This is a genomic window from Ruegeria sp. BHSA163 (assembly GCF_059613365.1).
Genome location: NZ_JBXWSJ010000042.1, coordinates 24460 through 38749, shown reverse-complemented (window position 1 = coordinate 38749; position 14290 = coordinate 24460). Strand labels below are relative to the sequence as shown.

13 protein-coding genes and 1 pseudogene are annotated in these 14290 nt (G+C 52.5%); 4 read left to right on the top strand and 10 right to left on the bottom strand.

Annotated elements, in window-relative coordinates:
- Window positions 1-234: 234 nt before the first annotated feature.
- From AC2FNV_RS17535 to AC2FNV_RS17525, 3 genes are read right to left on the bottom strand one after another with little or no spacing between them, the layout of a single operon-like run.
- Window positions 235-1413 carry a carbohydrate porin gene (locus tag AC2FNV_RS17535; protein WP_170608138.1) on the bottom strand — a complete coding sequence of 393 codons (1179 nt, stop codon included), beginning with the start codon at window positions 1411-1413 and terminating at the stop codon, window positions 235-237.
- Window positions 1410-2174 carry a DUF3299 domain-containing protein gene (locus AC2FNV_RS17530; RefSeq protein ID WP_170608136.1) on the bottom strand — a complete coding sequence of 255 codons (765 nt, stop codon included), beginning with the start codon at window positions 2172-2174 and terminating at the stop codon, window positions 1410-1412. Before AC2FNV_RS17530 ends, AC2FNV_RS17535 begins: the two co-directional genes overlap by 4 nt.
- A 26-nt stretch (window positions 2175-2200) precedes the next feature.
- A complete protein-coding gene (locus tag AC2FNV_RS17525) occupies window positions 2201-3598 on the bottom strand; it encodes an amidohydrolase family protein (RefSeq protein ID WP_170608134.1) in 1398 nt (465 codons plus the stop codon).
- 133 nt (window positions 3599-3731) lie between these two features.
- On the opposite strand from AC2FNV_RS17525, the gene AC2FNV_RS17520 reads away from it, so the two are divergent.
- A complete protein-coding gene (locus AC2FNV_RS17520) occupies window positions 3732-4739 on the top strand; it encodes an AraC family transcriptional regulator (RefSeq protein ID WP_170608132.1) in 1008 nt (335 codons plus the stop codon).
- A 103-nt stretch (window positions 4740-4842) separates the two neighbouring features.
- Window positions 4843-5658: a carbohydrate porin gene (locus tag AC2FNV_RS17515; protein ID WP_170608130.1), complete on the top strand. Its 816-nt coding sequence runs from the start codon at window positions 4843-4845 to the stop codon at window positions 5656-5658.
- 130 nt (window positions 5659-5788) lie between these two features.
- On the opposite strand, the gene AC2FNV_RS17510 is transcribed toward AC2FNV_RS17515, so the two are convergent.
- The 7 genes and pseudogenes from AC2FNV_RS17510 to AC2FNV_RS17480 form a co-directional block, all read right to left on the bottom strand.
- Window positions 5789-6487 (bottom strand): RraA family protein, encoded by a 699-nt coding sequence (locus AC2FNV_RS17510; RefSeq protein WP_496774004.1) that lies wholly within the window; start codon window positions 6485-6487, stop codon window positions 5789-5791.
- A gap of 151 nt (window positions 6488-6638) precedes the next feature.
- The gene (locus AC2FNV_RS17505) at window positions 6639-7439 is read right to left on the bottom strand and encodes a carbon-nitrogen hydrolase family protein (protein ID WP_170608565.1); all 801 of its coding nucleotides are present in this window, start codon (window positions 7437-7439) and stop codon (window positions 6639-6641) included.
- Window positions 7440-7441: 2 nt separating this feature from the next.
- Complete coding sequence (locus tag AC2FNV_RS17500) at window positions 7442-8599, bottom strand: M24 family metallopeptidase (protein WP_496774002.1); 1158 nt, start codon at window positions 8597-8599, stop codon at window positions 7442-7444.
- A 172-nt stretch (window positions 8600-8771) separates the two neighbouring features.
- A pseudogene (locus AC2FNV_RS17495) lies at window positions 8772-8876 on the bottom strand (IS6 family transposase); the annotation flags it as partial.
- 168 nt (window positions 8877-9044) lie between these two features.
- Window positions 9045-10022, bottom strand: a complete 978-nt coding sequence (locus tag AC2FNV_RS17490; RefSeq protein ID WP_170477397.1) for a 2-dehydropantoate 2-reductase — start codon at window positions 10020-10022, stop codon at window positions 9045-9047.
- Window positions 10019-11560, bottom strand: coding sequence for an acyl--CoA ligase (locus AC2FNV_RS17485; RefSeq protein WP_170608562.1), 1542 nt, complete (start codon window positions 11558-11560; stop codon window positions 10019-10021). Before AC2FNV_RS17485 ends, AC2FNV_RS17490 begins: the two co-directional genes overlap by 4 nt.
- Before the next feature lie 60 nt (window positions 11561-11620).
- Window positions 11621-12307 carry a fumarylacetoacetate hydrolase family protein gene (locus AC2FNV_RS17480; RefSeq protein ID WP_170608561.1) on the bottom strand — a complete coding sequence of 229 codons (687 nt, stop codon included), beginning with the start codon at window positions 12305-12307 and terminating at the stop codon, window positions 11621-11623.
- A gap of 172 nt (window positions 12308-12479) precedes the next feature.
- Between AC2FNV_RS17480 and AC2FNV_RS17475 the strand changes: the two genes are divergently transcribed.
- Complete coding sequence (locus AC2FNV_RS17475; RefSeq protein ID WP_254442641.1) at window positions 12480-13163, top strand: FadR/GntR family transcriptional regulator; 684 nt, start codon at window positions 12480-12482, stop codon at window positions 13161-13163.
- Between the two features lie 80 nt (window positions 13164-13243).
- Complete coding sequence (locus tag AC2FNV_RS17470) at window positions 13244-14221, top strand: ABC transporter substrate-binding protein (protein WP_170477406.1); 978 nt, start codon at window positions 13244-13246, stop codon at window positions 14219-14221.
- Window positions 14222-14290 lie beyond the last annotated feature (69 nt).

The following is a 14290-nucleotide window of genomic DNA, read 5'->3' as shown; positions in this document are numbered from 1 at the left end:
AGCATCACCGCCAGGCGGATGATCTCGGGACTAGTCTTAAAGTATTTGAATGAGGCTGGTTTGGTCATGTCCGAAGGCTATGCAACCGCCCAGCCCCGCTCAAGCAAAGTTCTTCTGACAAGACCGTTCCTTTGCTTCCCAACTTCATTCGACTGGCGTTGAAAATTCCGGCACGCGCTTGATCTCTTTTAGTTGCCCTTTGGCACACCCCTTAGAGACTGCCTTCACCCCGCATTAGAAAACGATCCGGGTTCTTAGACTGAACAGGGTAATCCGGTCCTGATCGGGATTTAGAAGCGGGTCGGAAATGAATTGTACCGATGGCGTGATCTGCAGTCCGGGTGAGATTGAAAAGCGGTAGAAAGCTTCAAGCGTGAACTGATCGCCATCTATGCCTCTTGCTTCGGCCCAGTTTAGGCCCAGACCGGCCAAATCGGTGTTGCGACCATAGTAACCGAGACCGGCAGAAATCGACCGTTCATAAAGCGCTGCGGTCCCCTTCGAGGCCCCTGCACGGAAGAACGGCATCCATTTATTGTCAACAAACCATGCGGCGGAAAACGCTGCGCCGTAATCTTCTGCTCGACTGCCATCGTCAGCCGCATCCGCATGCCAGAGGGTCAGATGGATATTGTCGAAGTAGATGCGATCAAAGCCGGACGTGTACCCAAGTTCGAGCGACTTGAAGAGATTGCCGTCGCTAAACACATCAAAGTTTGGATCGGACGGGTCGGCGTTTGCGTCTGATACGCTGGCAACGGCGTAGAGGTTCTCGCTCAGCTTTACCCCACCGGCAATACCAAGGCCTTGGTTGGGCGTGTTGATTGTCGGATTGGTATTGAAAGACAGGTTTTGAAAACCACTGTAGGGGCTTACCAACCCGTAGATATCCACAAAGTCCGTTACATCAATCTGGCCGACTTGCAGCGTCCACGACCCATTCTCAGCCCTTTGGGTCCAGAACAAATTGGTCAGAAGCAAACCGTTGTCATTGAAGGCTGTTCCCGTGATTGAAAGGGCTCCGCCATCCAGCCCGAGAAACTGCGGAGCAACGTCAGTATAACTGTGCCTGTCTTCGATCTTGAATGTCAGAGACCCCCGTTCAGTTGCCTGCCAACTCCCGTAGAAACGAGCGATGCCGCTGGCCGCTTCGCCGGTTCCCAGATCAGCGTTCGTGGTTTGGCCCAACGCCAAGTAATCAATGTTGAACCGAAACCCACCCTCAGCCAGCCGGTCTTTCCACTCAAACCAACCCGGCGCGATGTTGCGCGGAAAATCGGAACGGTATTGTGGGTCGGTCAGGCCATCTCCGGGCTCTAGATCAGCTTCGACCGAAGATGGACCGGATAGTCCCTGAGCCGACGCGGCGCCAGCGAAGGCTATGCTCAAAGCGGCAACCAGAAGCCTTATCATTCAGACGCCCTTGCCCCGCCGGTCTTGCGATTTCCCGCCGCCCGGATGCGATCAGCGGCGCGCTGCTGCCATTCCAGCCTGTCTGTCTCGGTTTCCAGCGTTTCGACACGTTCCGTTTCCAACTGGAAAGTCGCATTCATTGGCATGAGGCCATCCACAACCATCATGTTCTGAACAGAAGGATCGATAGTCAGCATACCCGTCAGTCGAACAGGTTCATGGAAATAGCTGGGCGCCCAGTCCCCATTCAACCGCACACGGATCATCTGGTTGGGCGGAGGTGGAGGCATGTGACTGCACATCCCACGTTCTGGCACCAAATATGCCACAGGCCGACCGTCCGGATCACTCGGGGCAGGAATGGCAAAGCCCGCCAAAGTGACTGTCTGACCGTCGAGTTGCGGATTTCCGTTCGTGCCAGCCTTTCTTCGACGTTCCGTTACAACCTTCCGCTGATCGAGTAGCCAGTCGACATCAATCCCATCAGCCGCCAAGGCATCCTCAGTCTCGGTCAGAAGCTCCCGCCTTTTCTGCCTCTCTTCTTCGCTGCCACTATCCTGCTGTAACCTGCCGCGCAGCCGTACGACGTAAAGGACATCGTCGAATTGTTCGGCGCTAAGTTCACGATAAGGGTCTTCAAAGACCTGCGCGGACGGGTCAGGCAAGTCAGACCAGTCCAACGCGGCTCCTGGCGTCGCCATGACAGGATGACCACACCAAACCATCCCTGCGAGTACTACGGAGCGAAACCAATAGTGCATAAATACTCTCCGGCTATTTAGACAGCTCAATCCAGTGTGTTCTTGTAGATTACACCGTCCTTCATGATCAGGCGGATTGTTTCTGGGCTTTCAGGCCTCGGGTCGGCCCCAAACCATTGATCACCCGTACCAACCAGCGAGAAATCTTCGAGCGGATTACCGTCGATCAGCAGGATATCCGCATAGGCGCCTTCCTCGATCACACCGAGATTGCCAGCCGTGTAAGGGTTCGAGAAATCGCCTGACAATGCTACGACCTCACCGCCGATTGACGTAAGCGTCACCATCGACTGGTACGGTCCGAAGAACTCGTTATTGAGATGTTTTTCATAAGCAATCTGGATGTTGCAGGCTTCCACTGATCCCACGCAATCGGTCTGAAAGCCGCGTTTTACCGGGCATTCCTTCATATTCGGAATGTAGTTCGCGAAAGTCGCGGACGCCGATATCGCTTTCGCGAGGCTCTTGGGCTCGTTCTTGACCGATGGGATATCCAACAAACCCGGATCAAAAGCCGTGAGGTTGGTCGTTATGTAAGCCCCTTTCTCGTTCATAATCTCGGCAATCTCGCAATCGAAGGAGAAGCCGTGTTCAATGGACATTACACCGGCCTCAAGGGCGTTCATGATTGCTTCCTTGCGATAAGAATGCGCCATGACATAGGTGCCGTATTCGTTGGCAACCTGAACGGCAGCTTCGATTTCTTCCTTGGAGCCGGCGAGCAACTGCCATGGGTCAAAGGCCGAGATCACCCCACCCGACTGCATGAATTTCAGCTGTGTCGCCCCCATGCGCATGTTATTACGACCATACAAGTAGACATCATCGACACCGCTGACCTGTTGCGCCATGTTCAGATTACCGAAGTTGGTCTGTCCTCCCGGCGGCGAGGTGAAGGATGCGAAGTCAGCGTGGCCGCCGCGTGTCCCGAGGAACGCGCCTGACGCATAGTGACGTGGACCGACGATCTGTCCGGCGTCGATGGCCCTCCGCAGACCGCCGTTGGCGCCGCCAGCATCTCTTACAGTCGTAAATCCTTGCATCAGGTACATCTCGGCCATCCTGGTTCCATGGATGCCAAAATCCTCCCAGGTCGAGTTCGTTTCCATGGAAGCGATAGACGGTCCCATGAGCATGAGGTGTGCGTGAAGCTCGATGAAGCCAGGTGTGAGTGTCCTACCGCCGCCATCGATCACCTCCGCATTGGGGGCATCGATCGCATCAGTTGAGACGACCTTGATAAGGTTGCCCTCAACCAGAACGCTTGCATTTTCGATCCGCTGTTCATTGACGCCGTCGAAGACATGTACGTTGGTAAACAGCGTTTGGGGTTCTTCTTGATCCTGAGCCTGCGCGGTCGTCGAAAAAGAAAAAACTGCCGCGACAATTGCCGTCGAGCAAAGAGACATTCGTAAGCCGGACATAAGTACTCCCTTCATATTCATGTTTTGCCAACTATAGTCCGGAATTCATTGGCTCGGTTGCCCCTTTTGAATTAGGATGTACGAATGTGACTGCAAAAATGGCCACTTCTTAAAGCTAATCCAAACAAGGGTTATGAGCTTGCCTTTCAACTCCGCCTCCCGAGAGCATAGCGAGGGCTTTGTTCGCCTCTCTTTAGCTGCTCCGTTTCTGCAATATCTCACCGAACGTAAGATCAATCCGCAACCAGCATTGGATCAGGTCGGCTTGAAAGCCGAACTGTTGACTAACCCCTCCGTGTTCGTTCACTCAGAGTTGGTCTACGGCTTGGTAAATGCCTTCTCAGAAGTGTCAGGGGATCGATACCTTGGACTGAATGTGGGGGAGTCATTTGACCTACAAGAATGGCCTCCGTTCGCTCAAGCCCTGCGAACTACAAAGACGCTGTTCGAGTTTTTTACCCGCTTTGTTGAACTCGTACCTCAGGAGTCCAATTCTGTGAGGCACGGCCTTATCATTGAAGCGGACAAAGCGACTTATCGTATCGATAGACAACAGGAGCCAACTGTCCCACCCGTTCAGGTAACCGGATTTGGTGCTGCAATCTATGTACGCCTATTGCAGACCGTCGTCGGCGATTCCTGGGACTCTTCGCGTGTGCGATGGGAAAGCAGATACATCAATGGTTTGCCTGTCAACTACAAAGGGATCGAGGTTGGCCTTGGAACCGATCCCGGAATGCAAATTAGTTTTCCTGTGGAATGGTTGTTTTTGCACCATGTCTCTGACGGCTCTGCCAAGCCGATGGCCTCACCGCGACAAGATGAAGAAGTAACTGTGGTGGCTGCTTTGCGCTCTGTCTTGCGCGGCAAACTGGATGAATCCGATTTGGGGCCGGAAATGGTGGCCGGGTTTCTGGGAATACAGCCGGAACGGTTCCTGAAAGCGCTTCAAAAACAAGGCACAACGTTACCGCGCGAAATCAAACGGCTGCGTATCGATGTCGCCAAGGAGCACCTCAAAGAAGACCAGATGACAATTGCGGAGATTGGTCTGATGCTAGGCTATTCTGACAAGTCCCATTTCACTCGCTTTTTCCGAAGTCAGACCGGAATGACACCGACCAAGTTCCGAAGCAAGTAAATGTGGTCGAGCCAAATGAACGCTTCGAAGATTAAGTCCTCGTGGGATCAGTTCGGAAAAGTTGTAGTGCGACGTTGAACAGGTTAGTCGACGACATGAATGGTTGGTTGCCACCGCCGATACAACCTCTGCAACTGGCCGTTTCGTTGTGTATTTCGGAGTTAGCAAAGCTCGGTTGCGAAGGTCCGTTGCCTATTGGGCGCAGGCTTTGGCCGGTGGACGCGCAGGCTTTGTTGCCGGTCGGATCGATCCCGGCGACTACAGCGACATTCTCGGCTATGTGAATCCGCGTACAACGTTTTCGAACTACTCGATCCTGTTCAGCCCAGTTCTTCCAATTCCTGATCCTGGGTTCGGTATCGCGGGAGGCGGCTTTCTGACCGATCAGGTTTATGCGCTTGGTCTTGTCAGCGACGCCAACGGATCGTTAACCGATATTGACTGGTTCCCGGGCGGCTCTGAATTCTTCACCTACGGCGAAATCGGATGGACGCCTGAGCCCTCCAAGCGATACCTAACCAACGTGCATCTTGGTGTGTTTCACGTCGATGAGCGCACCGATGCAGGCGTTCCCTCAGCAAAAGGCGCGATGCTGTCGGCCAACCACACCTTTGAGAATGAACTGATGGTCTTCGGACGATTGGGCTGGTCTGACGGCACGGCACCCATCGCCAACCGCGCTGTTAATGCAGGGGTTCTATGGCGACCCGGGTTTTATGACGACCTCTTTGGCTTTGGTATCACAGTTGCCGATCGTAGCGACAACGCGTTGGACACCCAAACGACAGTGGAGGCATTTTATCGCTTCGACGTGTCCGACAACATAGCCATCACAGGTGACCTACAGCACATCAACAATCCCGGCTTTAGCGACGATGATCCTTGGATCATCGGGCTGCGCGTCCGGATAAATCTTTAACGGAAACGGCTCAGTTCCTGCATTTCCAGCGGGGCCGCTTTGGGCTCGGTGCGGTCATTCGCTGAAATGCCGCGAGCGACCGCAATGCGGACGAAGCCGACTTTTGGCTCGCTGCATGCGCGACGGGTTCTTACTCTCTAAAAATAGCTTGGTCGCTTGCTAATAGCTGCTCCACCCATTCTGGAGCCTGTAGACCTGTGGCAACTCGTTCGTCCTGTTTCTGCTCGGCACTCTTAATTCGTTCGAGGTTCTGGATCACTTCATCCAATCGCTCGAACGGTACGACAACAACGCCATCTTGGTCGGCCACGATCATGTCACCGGTTTCCACTTCTTGTGCGCCAATTTGGATTGGAAAACCAACCGCGCCTGGCCCCGACATGTGGGGCGATGCCGGGGTAATGCCGGTACACCAAACCGGTAAACCCACTGATACGATGCCGTTGTAGTCACGAAGCGGTCCGTCCGTTAAGAACCCAGCCGCACCAGAGTTCTTCATCATTCCAATCAAACCGTCACCACCAGCAGCGCATCCGGAGTGAGCTGAAAAGGACGACACGACAATGTCGCCGGGTCGAATGAATTTTAACGACGCGAATACTGCCAAAACATCTGCAGCACCGCATTCCGCGGTCAAAGCTGGTCCCACCGCGACACATTCGAAGTCACGACCCCCTCCAAAAGGCTGAATGTTGTTGGAGAGCGCGCCACCACCAAACATCGCATCAACCACAAAGCCTGTGGGAGCATCTTTGAAGGCGGAAATCTGCGCTTCAGTCGGGCGTCTAAGGGTCTTCTTAATAGTCAGTGTTGGCGGCGCTTCGATCATGTGGCAATTCCTCTCCTGTCAGTTAGCAAGCAATCCTCACTCAGCCACGCTACTTATTGTCGACTTGCGCAATGTCATGCCGCCTCTGTTGTTAGGGCCATTCGCTGCGCCATGCACTTTTGTCTTACTCGCAGACAGAGTCTTAATCGGGTTAGGGCTCGCGTACGTCCAGTTCTAACAGTTTGCGATCGGAAAGGTAGGGAAGTCGGGACTGGGCTGAAGAGACTCTGTCAAAGTCCAAGGTGCCGTATATGACTTCCGCCTCCGCGCCGGCGCGAGCCAACTCCTGACCATCCGGTGTCGCAATGAAGCTTTGACCCAAAAACTCCAATCCACGCTCTGTGCCAGCACTGTTGGCGTAGGCTAGGAAAACTCCGTTTTCGTACGCGCGGCTAGGGATCATCCGTTTTGCAACCCATTCCCATTGCGCTCCGAGGGCCGTTGGCACCAGTATCAGCACAGCCCCACGAGAAGCTACATGCCGCACAGTTTCGGGAAACTCTGCATCGTAGCAGATTAGCGTAGCAATCCGAACGCCAAGATACGTAAACAGGGCGCACCCCTGGCCAGGCGTGAAATAATCACGCTCGAACCCGGGCGGGATCAGCAATTTGCGACTTATGCTCAATCGTTTGCCGTCTGGGCCAAAGCACTGCGCAGAATTGAATATCATTCCCCCGGCAGCCTCGGGGAAACCATAGTGGATGGCAAGGGCGTGGGATTTCGCCAATCTTGTAATCTCTTTAGCGATTTGCCCGTCGGCAGGCTCGGCACGTTTTTCGACCTCAACGCCAATATTGTAACCTGTTGCAAAGAGTTCGGGCAAAAGAAGAAGATCCGCTCCCCGTCTAGCAACCTCTGACAAAGTCGCACTGAGCCAGTCCAACCGTTGCTCTGTCGATGATAGTTCGGCAGGTGACTGCCCAACGGCGAGGTGGAACTTGGGCCCCATTTCTAGTTTTCCGTAACCAATAGTTCACGAGGGTAGTTCGTGATGTACTCAAACCCCGTGTCCGTCACGACGATTGAATCCCCTATACGACCTGCCGTTACTCCGTCGATTGAAATGCCGCCGTCGACCGCAAAAGTCATACCCGGTTGCAGAATTGTTTTGTCACCTGTTTTCAGTTCCGGTGCTTCCAGATAGGCCATGCCGATGGATCTACCTGTCCGGTAGCCGGTCTCATAGCCTCGTGAGGCGTACACTTCGTTGGCGGCTGCGGCGACGTCTTGTGCCTCAATGCCCGGGCGGATTGCAGCGATTGCGGCCTGTTGGGCGTCAATGGCCGCTTGCTGTATCTGTGCCGATTCATCATTGACCTCACCGACGTGAAACATGCGATCAAAGCCAAGTTTGTACTGCTTGAATTGCGCCATGTTGCAAAAGCAAAAGTACACCGGGTCACCGCGGCGATAGTGACGCACCGAAGCACGGCGGTGAACCATGGATGTGTCCTGACCGCTTTGCAGAATTTGGAGGTTGTGGATCATTGGTGAAACAAATCGATCCCATCCCTTTTCCGTTAGAAATGAGGCTGCGCGCCGTGTGCCCGCGTCAATCACGGCCAGTGCGCTTTCATATTCCCGGGCACCTTCTCGCAGGCTTGAATGCGCCGCGGCCATCATTTCTCCGGCGATTTGACCGGCCTCTTTCATCACTTCGATCTCAAATGGAGACTTGATCATTCGCATCGCTCCGAGAACCGATGATATGTCCTTGGTAGGCACTCCCGGATAGGTTTCGTCCAGATGGTTCCGAATAATCGCTGGAATGCTGCTGCGCTCGACCCAAATCTCCGTGGGCGCTTCTCCAATAGCTGTGGCGAGGGCGCGCGCCCACGTGCGCTGGCCTATGTCTTCCCAAATGCGCACATCTTCGACCCACGTCATAGCCCCCACCATTTCGCTTTCCATCAGTGGCGTTATAATTACGGGAGCTTCATCGGCTTTCACCACCAGCATTGTCGGGCGGCCAAATTCAATTCCCAGATACCCCCAGAACCCGGCTAGGTAAGCGATCGAACTCTCGTCCGTGAAAACCGCGCATCGGATACCCAGTTCTTTCATATTGGCCTGCAGGGTCAGCGTGCGGGTTTTGGCTTCTTCAAGCATGATGACTGTCCTCGACCGTTATTCAGATTGATTGAAGTGCTTTCGGACGATGAAAGGATTTGGCCACTGAATCAACTGTTGACCGTGACAGGCCAACCGAAAGCAGACATGGGTCGAAGCTGCTGCATAATGCTCTTTGGGCTCGACTCGGTAATACGACCGTTTTTCAGGAGACAGGTTCGTGGCTGACATCGATCCCTCGTTCGTGCAGTAGGTCTTCAACATTGCGGAGTGACAGCGGAAATCGGATGTACAGCATCACCGCCTGGCGGATGATCTATGGGCTAGTTTTGAAGTACTTGAAGGAGGAAGGGCTGGTCATTCCTAAACGCTATGCAATCGACCTGCTCTGCTCAAGCAAAGTTCTACTGACAAGACCTGTAACAATGCTGAAAAACTAAAATGAAAGTCGTGCCTCGTTGCAATCAAATGTCCGAAATGGGGATTAATAAAGATCAGCAACTCGTGCTCTTAGCTTTATAAGGGATGCAACAGTGTCAATTGTGGGAGTTTGTGTGCCAGTGAGCTGCCCTAGTTCTTGCACTGAGGTGATCAAAGCGTCGATTTCCATTGGCCGACCCAAATCTAAATCCTGCCACATTGATGTCTTGTGGGCACCGACGGCAGCGCCACCATCAATACGTTTTTCCACACTAATCGGAAATTTAACTCCTAGGGTTTCCGCTATTTCCTGCGCCTCTAGCATCATCTGACGCGCTACTGTTCGAGTTCCTTGGTCAGCACACAAAACATCAAGTGTTGCTTTCGTCAGCGCGGAAATGGGATTGAACGATAAGTTCCCCCAGAGTTTTAACCAAATTTCATCCCTTATGCGGGGGCGCACTGGCGCGCGAAGTTTTGCGCTAGCTAACGCAGCCGAAAGTCTAGTGGAGCGTTCGGACTTGGAGCCATCGGGCTCGCCCAAAGAGAAGCGATTGCCTTCTACATGCTTGATTAAGCCAGGAGAGATGACCTCTGCCGCAGGATACACCACGCACCCCAAAACCCGGTCGGGCCCGAGACCATCCCATTGGGTATTTTTTGGATCGACAGACTTAAGCCTGGTACCTTCGTACGGGCCATCCAGTTTGTGGAAATACCACCAGGGTATTCCGTTTACACCGCTTACAATGGTCGTGGTGTTTGATATCAGCGGCTGCATGGCCCCTACAACCGATGGAACCGAATGCGCTTTCAAAGTTACAAAAACATAGTCTTGTGGCCCGAAGTCCTCTGCGTTTTCGGAAGCGTTCACTTTTACATTTATCGGATTGTGCTCTTCCTCAAGAAGGGTCAGCCCATTTTCTTGTATCGCAGCCAAGTGTGCACCGCGAGCTACGACGCTCACATCAACGTCGGTCTGAGCGAGTTTTGCAGCTACATAACCTCCTATGGCACCGGCACCAAAGATACAAATCTTCATATCTGAACCTTTGCAATTCCAAGTTTTTCAGCCAAACCAATCCTTTGGACTTTTCCGGTTGCGCCTTTTGGAATTTCATCGAGCACTATTACGATTGCCGGTACTTTGAATTTAGCAACGTGAAACCCAACAAAATCTTGAATATCTTTTTCCTTTGCCATCGCACCCTCGGCAAGAACCACTGCCGCAGCAATGTCTTCACCCAATTTTTCGTGGGGAACGACAAAGCAAACGGCCTGAACAATATCGGGGTGACTGAGAAGTACTGCATCAATTTCAAGTGGACTGATTTTTTCGCCACCTCGATTGATTATCTCCTTCAGTCGACCAGTTAGCCAAAGGTAGTTTTCTTGATCAAATGAACCTTGGTCGCCAGTACGGAACCACTGTTTTCCATCCGCTTCGAAGAAGTTTTCTGAATTTGCCTTAGGGTTGCTTTCGTAACCAAGTGTCACGTTCGTGCCACTTATTACTATTTCTCCGGTTTCGTTTGAAGCAATCAGGATGTCTTCGACCTCATCCGCGATTCTGACGTCGGGGCCAGCTGGTATCCCAACTGATCCGGGTTTTTGAAGCCGGGGGGGAAGCGGATTGCAGCACATTTGATGCGCGGCCTCAGTCATTCCATAAGCTTCGATTACTGGCGCACCAAAAGTTTCAACAAGCTCTTCCATCACTGGTGCCGGTAACGAAGCGGATGAAGAGCGCAAAAAGCGCAATCTCGAATTTTCAATGATACTTTGGTTGCGTTTGGATCGAGCAAGTATCGCTTGATGCATTGTCGGTACTGCCGTGTACCAAGTCGGTTTGACCTCTGCTACATGTGAAAAAAAAGTGAGCGCGTTGAAGCCATTAGTGCAACTTATTTGAGCCCCAGAACCAACAGAAGCGGCGACAGCTGCAATTAGCCCATGTATATGAAAAAGTGGCATAATACTGAGGCAACAATCGTCAGAATTCAGCTCCAAGGATGAAGCTACGTTTCGCGCCGAAGCGTAAATGTTGGCCTGTGTCAGCGGCACTATTTTCGGGCGTGAGGTTGTTCCAGAAGTGTGAAGGATAAGCGCGACGTCGTTTTCATTTGGCGAAGATGTGTCCGCGATTCCTATAGGATCGCTCGGCAATATGGAAAACTCTCCGGCCGGCTCGGATACGTCATGTGCGACCCGCAGGATACCAATTCCAAGTTCCTGTGCGGCGTAGACAGCGGGACCGTCTTCCTTTTCGTCTACAAGGAGCACCTTGGCATTCAGGTCTTTAAGGTAAAAGGCATACTCTTCTTGGGTGTAGGCTGGGTTAAGTGGCGCCGTCGTAGTCACTTGTGAGATGGTTATGAAAGCGGTGGCCATCTCCGGGCCGTTTGGCAATACGATTGCCACGCGGTCTCCTCGACCCACTCCAATTTGGTGCAAAGCTTCGGCGATCCGGCTGCTTAGTTCCCTTAATCCTCGATAGCTCAACCAAGATCTACCGGGAGCGCCAATGGAATTGGCAGTATCTTCGTGCGGCGTGATCAAATCAGCAATTAGTTGCGGCATCCTGGATCCGTTGTACTAGACTTTCAGTTCGTTTTTGGCACAAGTCCGGCAGGTACTTCGCTAAGTTACGGTCACTTTCAGGCTGTCGAGCTCTTCAATGGTCAATACCATTACGTCGCCGCGCGTAACTGGACCAACGCCGGAAGGCGTTCCTGAAAGGATCACGTCGCCCGCCGCAAGTTCGAAGTATTCACTCAGGTAGGCAATCATTTCAGGGACCTTCCATATCATTTGGTTGAGGTCTCCTTCTTGCCGGGTTTCTCCGTTTACGGTGAGTTTCAATGCACCTTTGTCGAGGTGACCAACTTCTGATGCCCTGTGAACTGGTCCACATGGTGCGGAGCGCTCAAAGGCCTTACCAATTTCCCAGGGACGACCCATTTTTTTCATCTGACCCTGAAGATCACGACGTGTCATGTCGAGGGAAAGCCCATAGCCAAAAACATGGTCCAACGCCCGATGAACAGAGATGTTTGTACCGCCTGATCTTAGCGCGACATACATTTCAGCCTCATGGTGTACGTCCGAGCTGTGCGGTGGATAAGGGAATTCACCCGAAGGATCGAGGTTATTCGGATTTTTTTGGAAGAAAAAAGGCGGTTCTCGGTCTGGATCATGCCCCATTTCGATAGCGTGTGCCGCGTAGTTTCTTCCAATGCAGTAAACCCGCCGAACCGGGAAGAGTGCATCGGTGCCAGCAACTGGAAGGGCAACACTCTCGGGTGCATCGATCACAAAATTAGCCATAAATATCTCCGAATAGCAGCAGGTTTAAGTATGCATCTAACGTAGACCAATCTTGAAATCAATTCCAACCATTGCTAAAAATATCGATTTTTCATTGCTATATCGTTAAAAGTTTGGTTAATTCAGACCAATTTAGGAAAATTGGTTACCCAATATGGAAGATGCGCCAGTCATGAAATTCGAATTGATCGAGATCAATGATACGGTCGCGGCCCTGCGCAAGTTCATCGAAGAAGGCAATTATTCTCCAGGTGATCGTTTGCCATCTGAGAGAGATCTAATCGGTCGCTTGGGCATAAGCAGGTCGGCGCTCCGGAAGGCGCTCGGAACGCTGGAAAACGAAGGGTCCATCTGGCGTCATGTCGGAAAAGGCACGTTTATTGCTGCCCATGGCCTTCAGACCGGCAATAGCCAACTAAAGCATTTAAGCGAAGCAGTAACGCCTGTGCAATTGATGAGGGCGCGCCTTTCATTGGAACCCGCGCTTGCGAGAGAAGCGGCGGTCAATGCGTCCGAGAAATCGGTGACTGGCCTCAAGGCAGCGCGCGATCGGGCTGCAGCCGCTGCAACTTGGGATGAATATGAAGCCGAGGATGATGCCTTTCACCGCGCCATTGCTGAGGCAACGGGGAATGGTCTGCTGTTGTCCTTGTTTGATCATTTGAATGGTGTCCGAAGGGCAGTTGCATGGAACACGGTTGTTCGAACTTCAGTTCGCCCGCCTGACAACCATTCGAGTTTCGAAGAACACAATCAGATATTGACGGCCATTCAAGAACGGAACGCTTCTGCCGCTCATGCAGCCATGCGCGAGCATTTGAACTCCGTATCAACCCGACTTTTTGGAGAGGAGTGAGCGAAAAACAACTACCGGCAAAAGAGCATAACATCAAACGCCGGTTCAGAATTTACGACTAATTCTCAGGGAGGAGACAAATGAAACGTTTTCTGAAAAGGTTAGCCTCAGCCGCATTGGCGTTGCCGCTAGCGGTGAGCATTTCGTCCGGCACTGCATATGCCGACAAAATCAGGATCGCGTTGGCCGAAACTCCATCGGATGAGCTCGCTGCATTTTTTGTTGCTCTTGACCGAGCAAAAGCCAATGGCTTGGACTACGAATGGACCGCGTTCTCAGATGAGGAACTTGCGATTCAAGCGGTTCTAAGCGGTCAGATGGATATTGGTTTCGGCACGCCTTATTCTGCGATGCAACGCTCCAAGGCGCCGCTTCGCATAATCTTTCAGTTGTCCAAACTAAAGTTTTTCCCCGTCACAACCACAAAGTACTCATCGCTTGAGGACTTAAACGGCGAACCGATTTTGTTGCACTCGCGAGGCGGTGGCACGGATTCAATTGCCAATGTGATTGAGGATCGGATGAACATCAAATTCGGTGAACGTTCTTATGTCCCGGGTTCGTCCAATCGAGTTGCAGCACTGCTTGGTGGTCGGGCAGATGCCACGATTATCGACCTGTCCAATAAAAACAAACTCATGCGCAGCGACGCCGCAGAAAACTTCAACGTGCTCGAAATGTTTGAAGTTGAAGCCAGCGACGAAGCCCTGTTTGCCAATCTGGACTGGATAAAAGAGAACGAAGAAGACGTTGCGATTTTCGTGAACGCATTGGTTAGCACATGGCGCGATATGCACGAAGATCCAACGGTTATCAGACGTGAAACCAATCCAGATGGACCAATTGGTCAGCTGCCTGAGGAAATTCTTGCGGAACTGGATGGCTTTTACACCGATGCAGTCGAAGGCGGTCTTTACGATCCTGATGGCGGGGGTCGAACCGCTGCCACGGCAGATATGGAGTGGTATTCCGCTGCTGGGCAGCTTGAGGGAACGCCAGACGAGTTGAACATCGAGGACTTTTGGTACCTTGCCCCGCTGGACGCGGCGACGAACTGACATTCAGTCACATAGCACCACGCCCAAGTCAGGGCGTGGTGCATCCAAGTTTCTGACTATTGAGAGGCA